Origin of the sequence: Staphylococcus piscifermentans (assembly GCF_900186985.1) — a bacterium.
Classification (GTDB): Bacteria; Bacillota; Bacilli; order Staphylococcales; family Staphylococcaceae; genus Staphylococcus; species Staphylococcus piscifermentans.
This window is the reverse complement of sequence record NZ_LT906447.1, coordinates 685,672-706,045: the sequence shown is the minus strand read 5'-3', so window position 1 is coordinate 706,045 and position 20,374 is coordinate 685,672. Positions and strand designations below refer to the sequence as shown.

20 protein-coding genes are annotated in these 20,374 nt (G+C 39.9%); 9 read left to right on the top strand and 11 right to left on the bottom strand.

Going from position 1 to position 20,374, the window contains the following annotated elements; genetic code table 11:
* Positions 1-97 precede the first annotated feature (97 nt).
* The 7 genes from CKV71_RS02895 (at position 98) to CKV71_RS02865 (ending at position 5,632) form a co-directional block, all read left to right on the top strand.
* On the top strand, positions 98-1,864 hold the full coding sequence (locus tag CKV71_RS02895; RefSeq protein ID WP_095103642.1) for a sensor histidine kinase: 1,767 nt from the start codon (positions 98-100) through the stop codon (positions 1,862-1,864).
* The gene (locus CKV71_RS02890; protein WP_095103641.1) at positions 1,861-2,661 is read left to right on the top strand and encodes a response regulator transcription factor LytR; all 801 of its coding nucleotides are present in this window, start codon (positions 1,861-1,863) and stop codon (positions 2,659-2,661) included. The genes CKV71_RS02895 and CKV71_RS02890 overlap by 4 nt, the downstream gene beginning before the upstream one ends.
* A 236-nt stretch (positions 2,662-2,897) precedes the next feature.
* A complete protein-coding gene (gene lrgA, locus CKV71_RS02885; RefSeq protein WP_095103639.1) occupies positions 2,898-3,359 on the top strand; it encodes an antiholin-like murein hydrolase modulator LrgA in 462 nt (153 codons plus the stop codon).
* Positions 3,356-4,057: an antiholin-like protein LrgB gene (gene lrgB, locus CKV71_RS02880; protein ID WP_095103638.1), complete on the top strand. Its 702-nt coding sequence runs from the start codon at positions 3,356-3,358 to the stop codon at positions 4,055-4,057. Before lrgA ends, lrgB begins: the two co-directional genes overlap by 4 nt.
* A gap of 281 nt (positions 4,058-4,338) precedes the next feature.
* Entirely contained in the window at positions 4,339-4,698 is a 360-nt protein-coding gene (locus CKV71_RS02875) for a DUF3147 family protein (RefSeq protein ID WP_095103637.1), read from the top strand.
* An 18-nt stretch (positions 4,699-4,716) separates the two neighbouring features.
* Positions 4,717-5,079 carry a DUF3147 family protein gene (locus tag CKV71_RS02870; RefSeq protein WP_095103636.1) on the top strand — a complete coding sequence of 121 codons (363 nt, stop codon included), beginning with the start codon at positions 4,717-4,719 and terminating at the stop codon, positions 5,077-5,079.
* A gap of 1 nt (position 5,080) precedes the next feature.
* Positions 5,081-5,632, top strand: a complete 552-nt coding sequence (locus tag CKV71_RS02865; RefSeq protein ID WP_095103635.1) for a TetR/AcrR family transcriptional regulator — start codon at positions 5,081-5,083, stop codon at positions 5,630-5,632.
* Positions 5,633-5,718: 86 nt separating this feature from the next.
* On the opposite strand, the gene CKV71_RS02860 is transcribed toward CKV71_RS02865, so the two are convergent.
* The 6 genes from CKV71_RS02860 to CKV71_RS02835 all read right to left on the bottom strand — a co-directional run bounded on the left by CKV71_RS02860 (position 5,719) and on the right by CKV71_RS02835 (position 11,361).
* The gene (locus tag CKV71_RS02860) at positions 5,719-6,489 is read right to left on the bottom strand and encodes an alpha/beta hydrolase (protein ID WP_095103631.1); all 771 of its coding nucleotides are present in this window, start codon (positions 6,487-6,489) and stop codon (positions 5,719-5,721) included.
* A 20-nt stretch (positions 6,490-6,509) separates the two neighbouring features.
* Positions 6,510-7,193, bottom strand: coding sequence for an ABC transporter permease (locus CKV71_RS02855; RefSeq protein WP_095103628.1), 684 nt, complete (start codon positions 7,191-7,193; stop codon positions 6,510-6,512).
* Positions 7,193-8,137, bottom strand: coding sequence for an osmoprotectant ABC transporter substrate-binding protein (locus CKV71_RS02850; RefSeq protein WP_095103623.1), 945 nt, complete (start codon positions 8,135-8,137; stop codon positions 7,193-7,195). The genes CKV71_RS02855 and CKV71_RS02850 overlap by 1 nt, the downstream gene beginning before the upstream one ends.
* Before the next feature lie 18 nt (positions 8,138-8,155).
* The gene (locus CKV71_RS02845) at positions 8,156-8,791 is read right to left on the bottom strand and encodes an ABC transporter permease (RefSeq protein WP_095103619.1); all 636 of its coding nucleotides are present in this window, start codon (positions 8,789-8,791) and stop codon (positions 8,156-8,158) included.
* A complete protein-coding gene (locus tag CKV71_RS02840) occupies positions 8,791-10,074 on the bottom strand; it encodes a betaine/proline/choline family ABC transporter ATP-binding protein (RefSeq protein ID WP_095103615.1) in 1,284 nt (427 codons plus the stop codon). Before CKV71_RS02840 ends, CKV71_RS02845 begins: the two co-directional genes overlap by 1 nt.
* A 690-nt stretch (positions 10,075-10,764) precedes the next feature.
* Entirely contained in the window at positions 10,765-11,361 is a 597-nt protein-coding gene (locus CKV71_RS02835; RefSeq protein WP_095103610.1) for a YdeI/OmpD-associated family protein, read from the bottom strand.
* 503 nt (positions 11,362-11,864) lie between these two features.
* On the opposite strand from CKV71_RS02835, the gene CKV71_RS02830 reads away from it, so the two are divergent.
* Positions 11,865-13,529, top strand: coding sequence for an APC family permease (locus CKV71_RS02830; protein ID WP_095103609.1), 1,665 nt, complete (start codon positions 11,865-11,867; stop codon positions 13,527-13,529).
* A 401-nt stretch (positions 13,530-13,930) separates the two neighbouring features.
* On the top strand, positions 13,931-15,295 hold the full coding sequence (locus tag CKV71_RS02825) for a carboxylesterase family protein (protein WP_095103608.1): 1,365 nt from the start codon (positions 13,931-13,933) through the stop codon (positions 15,293-15,295).
* A gap of 51 nt (positions 15,296-15,346) precedes the next feature.
* Here CKV71_RS02825 and CKV71_RS02820 read toward each other — a convergent pair whose 3' ends face one another.
* The 5 genes from CKV71_RS02820 to CKV71_RS02800 form a co-directional block, all read right to left on the bottom strand.
* Entirely contained in the window at positions 15,347-16,540 is a 1,194-nt protein-coding gene (locus CKV71_RS02820) for an MFS transporter (protein WP_095103607.1), read from the bottom strand.
* Between the two features lie 162 nt (positions 16,541-16,702).
* Complete coding sequence (locus tag CKV71_RS02815) at positions 16,703-17,476, bottom strand: ABC transporter permease (RefSeq protein ID WP_095103606.1); 774 nt, start codon at positions 17,474-17,476, stop codon at positions 16,703-16,705.
* A complete protein-coding gene (locus CKV71_RS02810; protein ID WP_095103605.1) occupies positions 17,473-18,141 on the bottom strand; it encodes an ABC transporter ATP-binding protein in 669 nt (222 codons plus the stop codon). The genes CKV71_RS02815 and CKV71_RS02810 overlap by 4 nt, the downstream gene beginning before the upstream one ends.
* A gap of 123 nt (positions 18,142-18,264) precedes the next feature.
* Positions 18,265-19,011, bottom strand: a complete 747-nt coding sequence (locus tag CKV71_RS02805; protein ID WP_095103603.1) for a CPBP family intramembrane glutamic endopeptidase — start codon at positions 19,009-19,011, stop codon at positions 18,265-18,267.
* A 153-nt stretch (positions 19,012-19,164) separates the two neighbouring features.
* Complete coding sequence (locus tag CKV71_RS02800; protein WP_095103601.1) at positions 19,165-19,965, bottom strand: CPBP family intramembrane glutamic endopeptidase; 801 nt, start codon at positions 19,963-19,965, stop codon at positions 19,165-19,167.
* Positions 19,966-20,374: the final 409 nt, after the last annotated feature.

Genomic DNA, 20,374 nt, shown 5'->3' with positions numbered 1-20,374 from the left:
GCTAATCTATTTATTCGTAACATATTACATATTTAGTATAAACAATTTTCATTTATATATAAATTGTCATAAAATTCTCATAAATAAGGTGATTCCTTTGCTCAATTTATTTATTTTACTCTTAGAACGTGTCGGTTTAATTATCGTTCTTGCCTATATTTTAATGAACTTCAAATATTTTAAAAATTTAATGCAGCACCGTGAAACTTGGCGAGCAAAGTGGCAACTGACACTGATGTTTGTTATTTTCGCACTGCTTTCCAATGTAACCGGTGTAGTCATTCGTGATTCGCACATCCTCTCAGGACAACTCTATACACATTTAGCGCCTGACACTTCACTGGCAAATACACGTGTGTTAACAATTGGTGTGTCTGGACTTGTGGGAGGCCCAGCAGTCGCATTAGTAGTAGGACTCATTTCCGGTATTTATCGCTTTTATATCGGTGGCGCTAACGCCTTTACCTATTTCATTTCTTCTATACTGATTGCTTTAGTTTCCGGTTACGTCGGCCGATATTATTTAAGAGCTCGGCGCTATCCGCCTATTTTACTTGGAGCACTAGTCGGCGCTTCTTTAGAAATTATTCAGATGCTTTGTATCTTGATATTTGCAGAACATGGCGGTCATGCATGGTCACTCGTCAGCTTTATTGCCTTGCCGATGATTTTAATCAACAGTATCGGAACAGCAATCTTCTTGTCGATTATCATTTCAACTTTGAAGCAAGAAGAACAGACACGTGGCGTCCAAACACACGATGTGCTGCAAATTGCTAATGAAACCTTGCCTTATTTTCGCGAAGGGTTAAATGAAGCTTCAGCCAATAAAGCAGCACATATTATCAAAGAGTTGATGCGTGTTTCTGCAGTCGCGATTACTAACCGCCACGATATTTTAGCGCATGTCGGTTCTGGCAGCGATCATCACGTCCCGCAAAAAGAAATCATTACTGAACTTTCTAAAGAAGTTATTTTAACCGGGCAAATAAAAGAAGCGCATTCAAAACATGAAATCGGCTGTCACCATCCGAATTGCCCCTTAGAAGCTGCCATCGTTATTCCATTGCATATTCGAGACAAAGTGGTTGGTACGCTCAAATTATATTTTACGGATGCCCATCGTCTCACTTTTGTTGAAAAGCAGCTCGCTACGGGACTTGCGAATATTTTTTCCAGTCAGTTAGAATTGGGACAAGCTGAAGCACAAAGCAAATTATTGAAAGATGCAGAAATCAAATCTTTACAAGCTCAAGTAAATCCTCACTTCTTCTTCAACGCTATTAACACAATTTCAGCCATGGTGCGTATAGACAGCGAGAAAGCACGCAAACTACTCTTGCAACTCAGCCAATTCTTCCGCTCCAATTTACAAGGGGCACGCAACAACACGATTACCTTAGATAAAGAATTGCAGCAAGTAGAAGCCTACTTATCCCTAGAACAAGCACGGTTCCCAGATCGTTTCAATGTTTCCTTCGATATTGATCCGGCTTGCCGCAACGCTTTGCTGCCGCCATTCATCATTCAAGTGCTAGTAGAGAATGCGATCAGACATGCTTTCAAGAATCGGCGTAATAATAACGTCGTACACGTCACTGTACGCGGTGAAGACGACCAGCTTTACTTAGAAGTCCAAGATAACGGTATCGGCATCCCTGAAGATAAACTGCCCTATATCGGCAAAGCTATCGTACACTCTGATACTGGTGGAACAGGCAGCGCGCTAGAAAACTTGAATCTGCGTCTCTCTGGACTGTTCGATACCAGTGCACTGCTGCATATCGATTCAGATACACACGGCACTACTGTCAGCTGCCATATTCCATTCCGATCCGACAACAAGGAGGTAGAGAGAAATTGAACACACTCATCGTTGACGACGAACCCTTAGCACGTAATGAATTAAATTACTTGCTCACTCAAAATGGTCATTTTGAAACGATAGACGAGGCAGAAACCATCGCCGAAACACTCGAAAAATTATTATACGAAACTTACGATGTTATTTTTCTAGACATTAATCTAATGAACGAAAGCGGTTTAGACTTAGCCGAGAAAATTCAAAAAATGAAACAAGCACCCTACATCATCTTTGCGACAGCCCACGACAACTTTGCGGTCAAAGCCTTCGAACTCGATGCTACAGATTACATCCTGAAACCCTTTGAACAAAGCCGCATTGATCAAGCAGTCGAACGTGTCGCAGCCAAATTAAATACCGCTTCAGTTCCTGGAAAAGAAAACGCTGAAGAGCAGTCTGCCTCAGAAAAAGTCGGCGAACCCGTGAGGCACCACTCTGACCGAACTTCCGACGTTCCTATCAAGCAGCCGTCAGTTCTGCCGATTGAAGTAGACGAACGCATTTATGTCTTAAATCAAAGAGACATTATTGCGCTTTCCGTCAATAACGGTAAAACGACCTTGCACACCTTGAGTCGAGATTATGAAACCACAGAACCTTTAAACACCTTTGCGAAACGTTTGAATCCGACGCAATTTTTACGTATCCACCGTTCTACGATTATCAATCAAGCACACATTGAAACAATAGAACATTGGTTCAATTATACGTATCAAGTTACCTTGACTGGCGGTCTGAAAGTGCAAGTCAGCCGTTCTTATATGAAACCTTTCAAAGCTGCAATCGGTTTAATATAAGCCTCCTAACTCCCTTTTAGCTGAAAACAGCGAAGGGGGTATTTTCATATTTCACCCTCTAATTTGTGCAGCTTATTCTCTCGATATTACCTTTCATCTATACTGTATGAAACTCATCTTGTGAATGATGCAACTCGCATACTGATTCTCGCATTTCACCTTGAAAACGCCCACAAAAACCTATTTCGGTCGTACAATTTAATCAAGATAAAGAAACGAACGGAGGCAGTAATGCTATGGAAAAGGTCAAAACAAGCGCAAAAAATGTGGGCAAAGCGTCAAAAACCTATTCATTCTTGCATCAAGTGTTGGTTATCGGGATTATACTATTAATTTCTAAAATAATTGAAAGTTTCATTCCTATCCCGATGCCTGCATCAGTTATCGGGTTAGTACTGATGTTTATTGCATTATCCACTGGAATTATCAAACTCGGCGAAGTTGAGGGTGTCGGCAGTGCATTAACGAATAATATCAGTTTCTTATTCGTGCCAGCAGGAATTTCAGTTATTAATTCACTCGGCATTTTAAGTAAAAGTCCAATTTTAATTATTTTATTAATCATTATTTCTACAATTTTACTATTATTATGTACTGGTTTTGTTTCGCAAATATTGGTCAAAGGGTTGCCATTTGCGCATAAATCTACTAAAGGTACAACTAAACGTCACAACAAAGTAGCGGAGGAACATGTATGATTGAACATTTAGGCATTAATACACCTTATTTCGGTATCTTATTATCTGTGATTCCATTCTTGATTGCCACTTATTTCTTCAAGAAAACAAATGGCTTCTTCCTGCTGGCTCCTTTATTCGTCAGTATGGTCTTCGGTATTGTCTTCTTGAAAATAACAGGGATCAGCTACGCAAACTATAAAATCGGCGGTGATATCATCAACTTCTTCTTAGAACCTGCAACAATCTGTTTCGCCATTCCGTTATATAAAAAACGTGACGTCTTAAAAAAATACTGGGCGAAAATCTTCGGCGGTATTGCTTTAGGTACTGTCGTAGCACTCTTCGGTATCTTTGCTGTATCTAAACTCTTTATGTTCGGCGGTAATGTTATCGCATCCATGTTACCGCAAGCTGCTACTACAGCGATTGCATTGCCAGTATCTGATGGCATCGGCGGTGTCAAAGAACTCACTTCACTCGCAGTTATCTTGAATGCAGTTATCATTTACGCACTAGGTAACAAACTATTGAAATTCTTCCATATCGACAATCCGATTGCACGAGGACTCGCACTGGGCACAAGCGGGCACACACTCGGCGTATCAGCGGCTACCGAACTCGGTGAAACTGAAGCTTCAATGGCCAGCATTGCAGTCGTACTTGTAGGAGTAATCGTAGTAGCCATAGTACCATTCCTAGCTGGCGCATTACTTTAATTTGAGGGAGCAGAACGACGAAATAATATAGGTTCAAATTATTTCGTCGTTCTGACAATGAGCTGAGACATTATTTTGTCTCAGCTTTTTTACGTGAAAAAAAGGTAAGAAAACGCTTTAATTTAGTATGTTTTTAATGAAAGCGTTTTATTTTAAATAATTTTTTAATTTCTCTTATTATTTAAGTTAAAGCTGTTTACATTCTGATAATGTGGTATTACACTAATAGTAAACGATACGTTTCGTTTATAAATTATTAAAGATTGGGATGATAATCAATTATGTTTGGCATTTCTTTTGCAAGTTTAGCCATTCGTTTTGTCTTCGGCGGGTTAGCAGTCGCTTTAGCAACTGTCATTGCTTCTAAACTCGGAGGTAAATTGGGTGGTATCTTTTCTACCTTCCCCGCAGTGTACTTAGCAGCCTTAGTCACACTTGCTGTAGATTTTCGCGGTCAAAATCTAGTTCAACAATCTATCCATCTTAGTTCAGGTGCTGTCATCGGCATTATCGGCTGTATTCTTAGTGTGGCTATAACAGCTTATGCAGTTCGCAGAATCGGATTTAGACGTGGCGCTGTCTTCTCAGTAGTCAGTTGGTTTATCTTATCTTGCATTATTTTGGCACTTAAACATATTTAATTGGAGGTTATAATTAAAATGAAAATGTTGTTTGTAAAATTTCTTGCAGGCGGTACGTCAGTCGCATTAAGTTACATTGTGTCTGTCTTAATTCCATGGAAAGAATTCGGCGGAATCTTTGCAGTATTCCCAGCAGTATTTCTAATCTCTCTCATTATGGCAGGCGTACAATACGGCGATAAAGTGGCATCGCACGTCAGCAGCGGTGCTGTCTTCGGTATGACTGGTGTACTCTTCAATATCTTAGCCACTTGGTTGATGCTGGTTTGGACCAATGATTGGATTTTAAGTATCCTTGTAGGCGTTGTCGTTTGGTTCATCAGTGCTATTATTATCTTTGAAATTGTAGAAAAAATTGCGCATCTGAAAAGAGGTCATTAATATGGCGGGAAGACCGAAAGATCCTAAAATCAATTTACGTATTTACAAAGAGTTAGGACAATTGTTAGAACAACAACCTTACTCAGCTATTACCATCGATGAACTCGCAGAAAACACACAAATTTCCAAAGCAACGATTTACCGTCGTTGGAAAGATAAAGACACTATGATTATTGATATGTTTTTAAATGAAGTACATGGTATATCAGAGGTTAAAGGAGAATTTTTCAATGATTTGTATGCCATGCTGCTGAAAATGACACGTATTTATACCCGTCCGCTCGGTAAAGCAGTCATTCAGATATTATTAACAAACGAAGAAAATAGCTTGCGTAATCATTTTATGGAAGATTATTTCAATGCCTATCGTCAGGTATTAAGAGACATCGCCAGCCAACGCATTCCAGAAGATCAACAAGATATCTTTATCGATTTAATATTCTCCCCTATCTATTTCAACATCTTGATTAAACCAGAAACCCTCACCGACCAATATATTCATGACATGTTAAAAACAGTGATTCGTTCTTTCATTCCAGACGAATCTTATTAAAGACAAGATGCAATTTCCATTAATTCATCTTGTCTTTTTTTGCATAAAAAAACTGCCATGAAATTTAATTCATGACAGTGTCTATATTATGAATGTGGATTGCCAGCAAACCACTCTAAGGCATATTTAATTGCTTTATCCCAATACGCATAGTCATGTATACCAGAACCATCCACAAACTGATACGGAATATTTTTTTCATCCAAGAACTGAATGAAGTTTAAATTATCTTGATATAAATCATCTTCCGTTCCACACATAATCAATAGTTCTGGAATTGCTTTATCCTCATCCAGAGCCTTATCCACCAAATAATAAGGGTCGAGTTCTGTTCCTGTCGCAGTTTCTTTTTCACCTAAAATTGCTTTTCCAGAGAAATCATTCCAATCAATTTCCATTAAGAATTGAGGTGCAAACACCGCAGACAACGGCGCCGCCTTACTGAAACGTTCTCCTTGCGTCAACGCATACTTGATTGTACCGTAGCCGCCCATTGAGTGCCCCGCGATAAAATGATCTTCGCGACGTTTCGATAATGGCAGAATTTGCAGCGCATAATCAAACACTTCCAGCACATAATCATAATAACTATGCCCATAAGCCATATTCGCATAACCACTGTGGTCACCCGCCGGCATAATTACCGCAATGCCATTATCCTTGGCATAACGTTCTAGACTCGTAAACCTCAAATACGACGTCTCATCACTCGATAAACCATGCAATAACAACAACACCGGCAACTGTTTAGGCGTTTCATTCGTATCAAACTGAGAGGCATCCTCCGGCAACATCGCCATAAAACGCTGCTCCTTGCCTAATACCTCAGAATTATAATTCACTTGCATCCATGCCATGTTCTATCACTCCTCTTACTTTAAATATCCATACCTTGAGGTTGCGGTCCTTTTTTCTTTTTCACAGGATCTAAACGTTTCTCTAATAATCTCAAGAGTACATCAATCAAGACAGCAATTAAAGCAATCGGCAAAGCGCCTGCTAAGATAAATGTCGTGCCGTCTGTGGCATTCGTTCCGCGAATGATGATATCGCCCAATGTCGGCGCCCCAATAAAGGATCCGACCGCTACAACACCGACCGCCACGACTAAAGCAATGCGCAATCCACCGATGATGACTGATAATGCGAGCGGCAACTCTATCATACGCAAGACTTGATTTTTGGTCATGCCCATACCTTTGCCCGCATCTTTAATATTGGCGTCCACACCGGTAATTCCAGAATAAGTATTTTGGATAATCGGCAGCAAAGCATATAAAAATACTGTTACCACTACAGTTGTCGGTCCAAGACCCATCACCAGCATTAAGATTGCCAACATTGCAATTACTGGCACAGTTTGAATAATATTCGCAATGGTAATCACTAATTTAGACATGCGTCCAAAGCGCGAAATCAAGATCCCTATCGGAATTCCGACAATCGCCGCAAATACTACGCCATATACTGACATTAATAAATGTTGGAAAAATAAACTCCAGAGATAGCCGGCATTCAATGAATAATACTCTATCAATTGTTGTAATAAATTGCCCTTCATTATTTTTGCCCGCCTTTCTTACCATCATCAAAGTAATGATGTTTTTTCAAGAATTCTTCTGCTACTACAGCAGGTTCTTTACCTTTACCATCCGCTTCATAATTCAACTTCTGCATATCTTGCGTTGAAATCTGACCTGCCATTTTATCTAAAGTACGATTAATTTCTGGATGTTTTTTCAATAAAGCATCGGTCGCAACTGGACTTGCATCATATGGAGGGAAGAAGCGTTTGTCATCTTTCAACACCTTCAAGTCATATGCGGCAATACGCCCATCTGTTGAGTAACCTAACGCTACATCTAATTTCTTATTATTCAATGCATCATAAACTAAACCGATTTGCATAGGGCGGACAGTATCAAAACTGATACCGTATTCTTTCTTGAATCCTGGGTACCCATCACCTTTACGGTTCAACCACGAACTGTCAACGCCAAGTCGTAATTCTTTCTCGTGTTTTTTCAAATCGGAAACGGTTTCCAAATGATATTTCTCAGCAGTTTCTTTCGTCACCATAAATGCATAAGTATTATCAAATCCATAAGATGGGAAAAATTTCTGATGGAATTTCTGTTGGAATCCTTCTTGCGTCGCTTTTAACGCTTTCTGCGGATTTTTAATCGGGTCTTCTTTTAAAGCGCCGACTAAATCTGTGCCAGTATAGCGGACACCTGAAATATTCGCATCGCCATTGACCAACGCATTATGTTGAATCGTACTTGAGCCCATGTTATTTAACAGTGTGGGTTTAGTTTTGCCATGCGTGTCATGTTCGATCATCAAACGCACCATATGGGACATAATTTGAGATTCACTGGTTGCTAAGGCAGTAATTTTCACATCATCATTGGAACGGCTGTCCCCCAGTCCAGGCAAGCTGCATCCAGACAGGACCACCAGACATGCCGCCATCAGCAACAAATAGTATTTGATTGTCTTCATAAAATGTCTAAGTCCTCCTTATCTGGATATTTTCAAGCCTTTCGGAACAGCCCACTTTTCAACTACACGCAATAAGTAATCGACAATTAATGCTAAAGCTGTTACGAGCACCGCAGCACTGACAATCATCAACGGGTCGTATAAATTCAATCCATTAAAGACGAAGTCACCTAAACCGCCTGCTCCGACATAACTGGCTAAAGTAGCCCAGCTGATGACATACACACTAGATAAGCGGATGCCTCCGAGTATTAACGGCAAGGCTAACGGTAATTCCACATCTTTCATCAATTGGAATTTCGTCATGCCCATACTGATGCCTGCTTGTCGAATTTCCGGATTAATATTTTGCACTCCTAACACCGTATTATTCAAAATAGGCAGGAGCACATAAATAAATAGTGCAATAATAGCCGGTGTTTTGCCGACACCGAAAATCGGAATCATAATCGCTAAGACAGCAAGTGTCGGAATCGTTTGCAGCACGCCTGCAATTGTCAAGACGACACCTGCGAGTTTCTTCGTTTTCGATAATAATATGCCGAGCGGTACTGCAATCACAATGGCGATCAGCAGCGCAATAATAGAAATATAGAAGTGTTCGCCAGTTTTCTGCAGTAATTCACCGCCATATTGTTCTAAAAATGCTTTCATCAGCGTTCAACTCCTGAGTCTGACTTATGGTCATGACGCATCCGTTCCTCAGCTGGTGCGTTCTCCGCATCTTCAACCGCAGCTGCTTTAGTAGATGCGTCCGCTCTCTCACGGCCATCCGACTCTTCCGCTTCTTTCTTTTCAGCAGCGAACTGCGCGTCTTCTGCACCTTCGCCCCAAATACTGTCGTAGACGATATCTACCAGATTCGCACGGGTAATCAAACCCACCAGCGTATCGTTGTCGTTCACAACAGGGACGTTGCGGACGTTACGCTTAAGAATGGTACGCACGGAATCTTGCAATTTGGAATTGATGTTCACGCGGTAAATATCACGCTGCATAGTATCTATCAATTCCTTGCCAGCACGCAATCCTTGGTTGATGTCTTCAATATCTAAATAGCCGAGGAATTTGTTTTGGTTATTCACGACGAAAATGGTGTCAATACGATGGCGACGCATAATATCGACGGCTGTATTCAAGGATTCGTTCGCTCCCACCGTAATTGGCGTAATCATTGCATCTTGTACAGTACGCATATTCGGACGATCTTGAATCAAGCGGTTCTGACCAATAAAATCGCGTACGAAATCATTCGCTGGATGGCGCAGGATATTGTCCGGTGTATCAAATTGGACGACTTTACCTTTCGACATGATACAAATTCTATCTGCCAACTTGATGGCTTCGTCCATATCGTGTGTGACAAAGATGAACGTTTTCCCTAACTTTTGTTGCAACTCTTTCACTAAATCCTGCAATGTATCACGCGTAATCGGGTCCAAGGCACCAAACGGCTCATCCATCAAGATGATATCTTGTTCCGCTGCCAAAGCACGTACCACACCAATCCGTTGTTGTTGCCCGCCAGATAATTCAGACGGATAACGGTCCAAATATTCTTCAGGCAAATCCACTAACTTAATCAATTCACGCGCCTTTTGATCCTTCTTCTCTTGAGACCATTTCAATAATTTCGGTACCAATACAATATTTTCCTTAATCGTCATATGCGGCATCAAACCAATCTGTTGAATCACATAGCCGATACTGCGACGCAATTCCACCGCATTCATCTTTCTGACATCCTTGCCGTCAATCGTAATCTGACCGCTCGTCGCCTCAATCATTCGGTTGATCATACGCAGCGCAGTCGTCTTACCACTGCCGCTCGTGCCGATAAACGCGACAAACTCACCCGATTGCACGTCCAACGAAATATCATCCACGGCCTTCTTGCCGCCAGAATAAACCTTAGTTAAATTTTTAATACTAAGCATGCATTTAATTCCTTTCTCTATTAAATTCAATTCAAAGATAAGAACAGCTGATTTGGGAAAAGAAACCTTTGGAGAGCTGAGTGGCGAGAAGAGCGCCTTTTAATGTGGGATGAATAGTAATTCGGGGCAGCGCGCGGATAGAGCGCGTTTCGATGTAATGATATAGATTTATTGAATGTAACTTGCATATACAGAATGGAAACGCACAGTATTGCTTCTCTTCCCTACACAATAAAAAAAGCATTTGCCTCAATGTTTCATTAACTTACGGGTAAGCTCCAGAACAAAGTCGCAAATGACTCTTGTTAGACTATCGACAAAACAAACTCACTTACCAAAGGAGTTCACTTTTCTCAAATCGCTATGACACAACAACAACTATTACGCTGTTGTCTATTTAAACTTTCAATATAATCTTTGATGTACATGTGTCCTACTCTTTCAGTAGATTACTCTCTAATTATAGCATATAAAATACGATAAATGACGGATAATCAATGAAAACTGCATTTAAAATGTACTTATTCAGAGTTTTGACAATTAATGAGGTACCACTTGTGTGAATTGTGTGAACATGCGAGTGCAAACGTTCTCATGAGAGATAGAAGGAGAAATAATAATTAAAGTGTGTTTCTTGAGTAATGTTCGGATTTTATGAAGAAAAAAACCGCCGCAGCGGTTTTTTCTTACTTAATCATTCAAGCCCTTACCTTTTAAAATTAAAGGAATATATTTATCCACACGATTTTGTCGCGTAGAAGCACGTTTCGCTTGCCCGATTGTATACATATATTGACGTTGGCGCCCTGGCGTTAAATTATGAAACGCTTCATCCAACGCTTTATCCGCTTCCAATGCTTCTTTCAATTCTTCAGGCATATCGTATTGGTCCGTCGTTTTCATTTCTACTTTTCTGCCAGATTGCTCCACAGCAACAGCTTCTTTAACGTAATCACGAATCATGTCCGCTTCTTCTATAATTTGCGCTACGGAAGTAAAACGCAACTGACGTGCAGCTTGCACATTCTTAGTTTGTTGTACTAATTTTTGATTAGGATCCGATAAGAGTGCTCCTTTATGAAAAAGCAATGCACAATAATTTTTAAAGCCATGAATCAACACGACATTATGACCTTCGTATGTATAACAAGGTTTCATCCATTTGTAATCCTCGACTAAGTCTGGCTGCTCCATAATAATTTTTCTTAATGCTTCATATTCAGCTTTCCATTCTCCCGCCCTTTGGAAAAATGCATCCGCCTTAGGATTTGTTCGTTTTTCAGTCATCTCCATTCTCCTTTTCATGTTTTGTACAATTGTAATATACCACACAATGTAGACATTATATCATTTTTCGTCGTTTTTAAATTACACTTAATGTTTATATTGAAACTTTTAAAATTTCTTTTGAAAGTTCTCCTTTTATAAGTGCAATCGCTTGCCGTTTCTTGCTTCATAGCTACTCAAAATAACACCAAGTCTAATCAATTTTCCTTTTCAAAAATGTATATTTAAATTACCTAGTTTATCCTTCTCTACTTTAATGAACGCAATACTTCGAACCCTCTCATAAACAAGGGCCTAATATTCATTATCGTATTATATAGAGTATATTCATACATATTAATTAATAAATTCCGCCTATTCAACTCAATTTGACTTGAAAGGTCTAACTTGTATAATATCTTATCATGCATTCATGAAATCCAAAAATCGCGTGTCACTTTTTAAAATTATACAACGCAGCATGTAGAAATTACTGTATGTTCGCAAATATTAGGAGACTTTCGATGGAAAATAATCATAGTAGTAAAATAAATCTTTCCCAACTTATTTTGCTGGGACTTGGATCGCTTATTGGTTCAGGCTGGCTCTTCGGTGCTTGGGAAGCTTCATCTGTCGCAGGTCCGGCAGCAATCATTTCTTGGATTATCGGCTTTATAGTCATAGGAACAATTGCCTATAACTATATAGAAATCGGCACCATGTTTCCGCAATCAGGCGGCATGAGCAACTACGCTCAATATACGCATGGGTCTTTACTCGGATTTATTGCTTCATGGGCTAACTGGGTTTCACTCGTTACGATCATCCCGATTGAAGCTGTATCAGCAGTCCAATATATGAGTTCATGGCCTTGGGATTGGGCGAAATTCATGGGAAAATTAATGCATAATGGTACAATCAGCACAATTGGATTATTCGCTGTTTTTGTCATCATCATTATCTTCTCTCTACTCAATTACTGGTCAGTGAAATTATTAACTTCTTTCACAAGCCTGATTTCATTTTTCAAATTAGGTGTTCCGACTTTAACTATCATATTATTAGCAGTTTCAGGATTTCACCCTGGCAACTACGGACATAGTTTGAATAGTTTCATGCCATATGGCAGTGCACCGATCTTTGCGGCTACCACAACTTCAGGTATCATCTTTTCATTCAATGCTTTCCAAACGATTATTAATATGGGTTCTGAAATTCAACGTCCTGAAAAAAATATCGGACGAGGCATTGTCATCAGCTTAACTTTAGCTGCAACTTTGTACGTAGTCTTGCAAGTGATCTTCATAGGTTCTATGCCTGAAGGAATGCTGGCCAAACACGGATGGAATGGTATTCAATTCAACTCTCCATTCGCAGATATGGCGATTCTGTTAAACTTGAACTGGTTAGCTATTCTCTTGTATATCGAAGCAGTCGTTTCTCCATTTGGTACAGGTGTTTCCTTCGTAGCCGTCACTGGTCGTGTCTTGCGCGCGATGGAAAAAAATGGCCATATTCCGAAATTCTTAGGTAAAATCAATGAAACCTATAACATTCCGCGTGTGGCTATTATCTTTAACGCGATTATCAGTATGGTCATGGTTTCAATCTTCCGCTCATGGGGAACATTGGCCAGCGTTATTTCAACAGCGACACTGGTAGCATACTTAACAGGTCCGACGACTGTTATTGCTCTTAGAAAAATGGCACCGAGTATGCATCGTCCTTTCAGAGCTAATCTTTTGAAAGTCATGGCGCCACTGTCATTTGTCCTTGCTTCACTAGCTATTTATTGGGCAATGTGGCCGACGACTGCAGAAGTCATTTTAATTATTATTTTAGGCTTGCCGATTTATTTCTTCTATGAATATAAAATGAATTGGAAGAATACGAAAAAACAAATCGGCGGCAGTTTATGGATTATCATTTATCTCTTAATTCTTGCACTACTTTCATTTATCGGCAGTAAAGAATTCAACGGTATCAATTTAATTCATTATCCATATGACTTCCTTGTGATTACAATCGTGGCTTTAGTATTCTATAAACTTGGTACAACCAGCTACTTTGAAAGTATTTATTTCAGACGTGCCAAACGCATTAATACTAAAATGAACAAAGATATGACAGAACGTTTGGATAATGAATCAGATCAGACTGCTGATAATGATACAACGCAAACTAAATAAAGCAGTATTTTAGAAGGAGTGAGACAGAAATAATGTCTCGCTTCTTCTTTTTTCTAGGGTTAGAGCTAAAGTGTATAGGCGCACGTTTCCCGCCTATACAGTTTCTGCCCTAAGTGTAGAGGCGCACGTTTCCCGCCTATACAGTTTCCGCCCTAAGTGTCGAGGCGCACGTTTCCCGCCTATACAGTTTCTGCCCTAAGTGTATAGGCGCGCATTCTCAGCCTATACAGTTTCTGCCCAAAGTGTCGAGGCTCGCATTCTCAGCCTATACAGTTTCTGCCCAAAGTGTCGAGGCTCGCCCTCTCAGCCTATACACTTTTCCCATCTCACCCTCTTTTTTTACAAGTATTTGCATCAACCGCACAGCTCCTCTATATTTAAAATTGAAAGGGGCAATGCAGATGGAGACAATTACACGAGAAACTAAAGCCGGCACGATTACAGGACAAGTGGATAATCAATTAGAAGTATATTACGGTATTCCTTATGCCGAACCGCCAATCGATACGTACCGCTTCAAACATGCAGCGTTGAAAACACATTGGGATAACAACAACTTAGATGCAACTTCATTCGGCCCCATTCCTCTTCAACCTTACAATAAACTTGAAACTTTCTTTTCTACACATGACCAAGATTTCGAACAAAGCGAAGACTGTCTTTATTTAAATGTTTGGAAACCTCAGCATACAGACAGCGACAAACCACTTCCTGTCATCATCTGGTTTTATGGCGGCGGCTTCCTAAATGGTCATGGGTCTGCTGAGTTATATCAACCGCAACACCTTGCTAAAACTGCACATGCTATTGTAATTACATTCAATTATCGTCTTGGCGCATTAGGTTTTACAAACTGGCACTTACTTAACGAAGATTATGATATGAATTGTGGGCTTTCTGATCAGCTTGCTGTACTTAAATGGGTACAATACTTTATCCCAGATTTTGACGGCGATAAAGATAATGTCACTTTAATGGGGCAATCTGCGGGTGCGATGAGTATTCAAGCTTTAATGCATCTCAATGAAGCCGAACACCTTTTCCATAAAGTTATTTTAAGCAGCGGCACCCTCAATTTTGATTCAATTGAAAACAGCAGAGTCAACGCCTATCTTTTCAAAATGATGACAATGTTGCAATATAATCAATCATTTGAAACTTTAACGACACCACAAATGATGAAAATAATGGATAAAGATTTGGAAGAACGCAAACCTTCGAAGGGACTTCAACTTTTCTATCGTCCTATTTTCACCCCTGACACGATGTCAGAAAGCATTCTTGGTGACAAACCTGTCTTAGCGGGCTATACGGCTAGCGAAGGCGATATTTATATCCGCGGCAGATTTCATAAACTTAAGCCTAAACGTTTTATAGAAGTTGCAGAATTCAATGATATCAATATTGATACACAACTGTTCAACATTAAAAAGCATGACGGACAAGCCGCAGCAATTACAGAGTATTATTTTAAACAACCCTTGCTCGATTGGTTGAATCACTATTCAGGTTCAAATAAATGGCTATATCGCTTTGATTGGTCTAATCCCGCATCTAAAGATTTCAAATCGCCCTACCATATTCTTGATGTCATTTTCTGGCTCGGGCATCTCGATATTTTATCAGCACATGGTGCACCTGCTGATGGAGAAACGTTCGAACTGGAAAATGAGATGCAAGAAACCGTAGGCAAATTTATTAGAAGCGGAGAGTGCAGTTGGAAGCCATATACTCCATATGATGCTTCGCCCTACATTTTCAAATAACTATTCACCTATAAATAAAATAGACATAAAAAAAGCGCTCAATCTCTAGGATTAGGCGCTTTTAGATGTTATGGAACTCTCCGCCGGTGTATGCCGGACTTTTTTCAAGAAGAGAATAATGATGACGATAATAAAACCGAGCAGACTTGAGCTGTAAGTTACAGCATTAATACCGATATGCGACACAATCAGGCCGCCGAGCATTCCGCCTGCTGCGATACCTGCATTCAAGCTGGACATATTCCAACTGAGGACTTGGCTGGCGTCCCCTTGCACGTGTTCAATAATACCACTTTGGACAGCAGGGTTGGTACTCCATTGCATGACATTCCATACAAAGATAATGAGGATAAGCATCCAGGAAGCGGATAAGAACCAATTGATGACGGCCAAGGCGATGGCAAAGGTCAACGTGGCTGTCAGCAGCCAAGTCTTACTGGACCATTTATCAGCCAAGAAGCCTCCCATTGAGGTACCAAGCGTTCCAGCAATTCCATTAATCAATAAGACGAAGGAAACGAATTTCAAATCGTGTCCGTTAGACAACATTAATGGATTGATATAGACGAACGTAATTGAGTTAGCTGTCAGCAATAAGAAGGTAATCGTTAAATATTTAATGACTTCTGTGCGATTAATAATTTTCGACTGCGGTGTTTGACCATTGCCTTGCCCATCTGATACATAAGCGAGTTCTGAGGCAGTCGGCAGATAACGCACCATCAATAAAGCAGCCAACACACTGATAACGATGATAAATACGAAGGTTGCACGCCAACCGAGCCAACCGCCGAGCATCGTTCCAATCGGCACCCCTAACACATTCGCGCCGCTGAAACCAGAATAGACAATCCCGATCATCTTGCCGCGATGTTCCGGTGCCGTCAACATAGCAGTCAAAGCCAATACTTTAACAATAATCAAGGCCGCTGCTGCTGATGAAATAATACGCCCGATAATCAAGACAGCAAAGTTCGGTGAAATGACAATGAGTGCATTACCAATGACAAACGCTACAATTGTCCACAACAATACCGACTTCGCATTAAAGCGATTCGTTATCTTAACCAAAATCGGTCCGCACACTGCAAAGGTTACTGCATAAAGTGTCACCAACTGACCAATCCACGCTTCCGACACATGCAAATCATGGCTCATTAGATTCATAATCCCAGCAACCATCATTTCCACCATGCCGACAATAAACACGCTGATAATAAAGGTCACGATACGCATGAAAGACATACTCTGCCACTCCTTTCGAATAAAATTAATTTGTAAATTCAACCTATCCATTATAATTGAAATTCACATAGAATGTAAGACTTCCACTCTAATTCTTTTTTATAAAAAGCAAAGAGGCTGGGACATAATTATGTCTCAGCTTCTTCCAGAATAGAATATCAGTTATGCATTATCAGCATCGAGTGTGCTGCCGATAAGTTGATCGCGATGATTAAAGAATTGTTTATAACTTAAATAAGTAGCGATAAGTGCCGACATAATCGTTGCTGTCGTATGGATGAATACTACTAATAATTGGAATTTGATGGCTTGAAGCGGATCCACTCCACTGATAATCAAACCTGTCATCATCCCTGGTATAGAAACTAAGCCATATGTTTTCACTGAATCAATCGTCGGAACAATCGCCATTTTAATACTTTCACGAACCGCTGATTTCGAAGCCAATTTCGGTGAAGCACCAAGCGAAAGTTTGCATTCAATCGTGCCGTATTCGCGCACAAAGGAACGGTCTAAGTTCTGATATGCCAAGTTAATCGCGATTAAACCATTGTTCGCTAACATCCCAGCAATCGGAATCAATTCATTACCGGTAAATTTAATAGCACCTGCTGCCACGATAACAATTAAAGGCAATGCTGTACCGATAAAAATAGAAACAAAGGAAATCCAAAATACATTGTGCATCACTTTAGAAGCACGGCTGATGGTATTCCAAGATGCATTGACGATAATCACCAAGACAAATAAAATCAATATCCATGGTGAATTCAAATTAAAAATAAAATGCAGAATAAAACCGAGAATCACTAATTGCACCACGGCTCTTACAGATGCAATAATTAAATCTTTAGCAATATTCAACTTCTCTTTAATTGAAATTGCGATTGGTATAATCAGGAGCATTGCTGATATACATAAAGCTGTCGTACTCATACGTCAATGTCCCCCTTTTTATCTTTATTGATCTTGCCGTCCACAATATCAATACGACGGTCAAAGTGAGACATGCTTTGATCATAGCTATGTGTAATCCACATGACAGAAACACCTTCATCTTTAGCTAAGCCAAAAATTGCCTCCTCAGCTTTCTTTGTATTGTCGGCATCTAGCGCACTCGTTGCTTCGTCAAGCAACAAAATATCGGGTATGTACATTAATTGGCGCGCCAGACAAATACGTTGGCGTTCTCCGCCTGATAAAAATTCAACATTGGTATCCAGCTTATAATCACCTAATCCGAAACTTGAGAGCAATTTCTTCGCACGTGCTGAATCAAATTTATCATTACGTGCTAATGCTGGAAATGCCAGATTTTCACCAATTGTCGAATCAAATAACTCTGTAGATTGCGGCATATAACTGATTTGTCGCCGTAACGCTTCAGGTTGGAAATCCTTATAAGGTTTGCCCTTATAAAACAACTTGCCGCCTGTAGGACTGATTAAATTATTCAATAAGTGGAAAAGCGTACTTTTACCACTGCCTGATGGACCTACGACGGCAATTTTCTCTCCATCTTTAACTGTTAAATCGATATGATCAATAATCATACGCTTGTCCACTTCATAGCAGACATCCTTTAATTCTAAAATAGCCATATCTTCTGCCCCTTTTCTAATACGTTGGAAAAAGTGTATGTACACAATACCTTACTATTCCCTTTCCTATTCAATTTAACATATTTGGTTTTTGAAAAATATGACAATTTAGAGCATATCAGTTTATTGAAACAGTTGTTGATAAATAATGGATAATGTAATTACACTATTATTGAGAATATGCAACATACAGGAGACTGCTAAATTTTTACCTGATTTCAAATAGACAAATACTAAAAAGAAACCGCCATACAAATAAGGAATAAATTCAAAAGGCGACGATCCTGCATGCAGGTGTAATACTGCAAAGAATAGTGTCGATAAAACAGCTGCCCCGATATAAGTAATCTTCTTACCCAGTTCATGTATCAATACATGACGAAAGATTAATTCTTCGGCAATCGGTCCCAGTATGCCAGTAGTTAAAAAGAGTACAGGCCATAACCACGGTGTGTCGAATTGTTGAATAATCAGAGATTGATTTTGAGATTCTTCAAATTGATAGTGTTTCGGCAAAAATTGCAAAGCATAGGAATAAGCATGATCTATAATCAAGTAGACTATATAAGTAATAATAACGAGCCAGATATAGGCCTTCGCTTGCTTAATCCTTTCAAGGACAATCGGAATAATGTAAGATTGGTGCATTTTATAAAAAATATAAAACAACAACGAAAAACTAATAATGTCACCAAAGCCGCTCGCAATTGCATTACTGTTATGCGGAATTTTCATGTGGAAAGTTTCTATGACAATAAGCCCAACACCGAGTACGATAACTTGGCCGACGTTAAGCAGTAGAAAATACAGTGGAATTAACCCAAAGTCACGTTTCATGACTTTCGGCGAATCAAATGGATTGTTTATCATGATGTTCACCTCTTGATGTATATTTTCATTATTATATCATGCCAAATCTTAAAAATATTGTATTTATCTGCTCAAGAGGTATTTTTCGGCGTTGAAGATAAAAAATTGCTGACACCGTTGCGCGGTATCAGCAGTCCTTTTTCCCGTAAGGGGTCAAGTAATATATTGAAAGACAATCGAAATGAAGCCTAGTAAGTTAATCAGCATATGCAAGGAGATGGAAGCTGCTAAATTTCTGCCTGACTTCATGTATACAAAAACGAGCGCACTGGCCATAATCAGGTAAGTGCCGTATTCGAAGGGCGAATGTGCGCCTGTCACGTGTGCGAATGCGAAAAGTAAAGCGGAGATGACTGCTCCTGTCATGTAACCGATTTTCTTACCGAGTTCATGGATGATCAGGTGGCGGAAAATGAGTTCTTCTACAAACGGTGTCAGAATTACGATATCTAAGAAGAGCACTGGCCATGCCCATGGATTATCGAACATTTTTAAAATGACAAGTTGATTTTGTGTTTCAGTAAATTGATAGGCTTTCGGCAATAGTTTCATCAGTCCATTGTAAGCAGCAGTAGCTAGCATCATTGCGATATATGCTGAGATAATCAGCAAGATGTGCTGCTTCGCCTGAGAAAAACGCTTGATGGCAAGCGGAATCAGATATTTGCGATGCATTAAATAGAAAATCAGCAATAAGATGATTTCCCCGATTAAGGTGCCTAGCGTCAAAATAAATGTCTCAGTCGTTTTGGGAATTTTTACGTGAGTGGAGTTGTTATATACCCAAAACGGCAATATTAATAGGAATGGAACGATATTTAATAGAATGATATAAAGCGGGATGAGCCAAAAATCCCGCTTCATTACTTTCGATGTGTCGTATGGTGTGTGAGTTGTATCTGTAGCTTTCGTTGGTTGCTTTGTATCTTTATTTCTTGCGGATGGATTCGACATGATTTCACCTCTGTTGTGAATTGGAGCGCTGGCTTTCGTGTGTGGCGGTGCTGGTGTGAGCGTTTGTGCAGTAATGCGACGCGTATGTGTGTGCGGGCATATTTGCGTGTATATGTATTAATATACGTGAAAGCGCTTTACATAGCTCCGATTAATATATGTATGCTTCAATGACAAAGTATATCATATATCGTGAAGCCATTTGTTAAGCGGAGATAAAAATTAAGGCAGTTGGGTCGGACGACGGGCGGGGTAGCCCAAAGTGTCGAGGCTCACATCGTCTGCCTATACAGTTTCCGCCCTAAGTGTATAGGCTAGATCCACCTGCTTATACAGTTTCCGCCTTAAGTGTATAGGCTAGGTCCAGCTGCCTATACAGTTTCCCCCTTAAGTGTATAGGCTAGGCCAG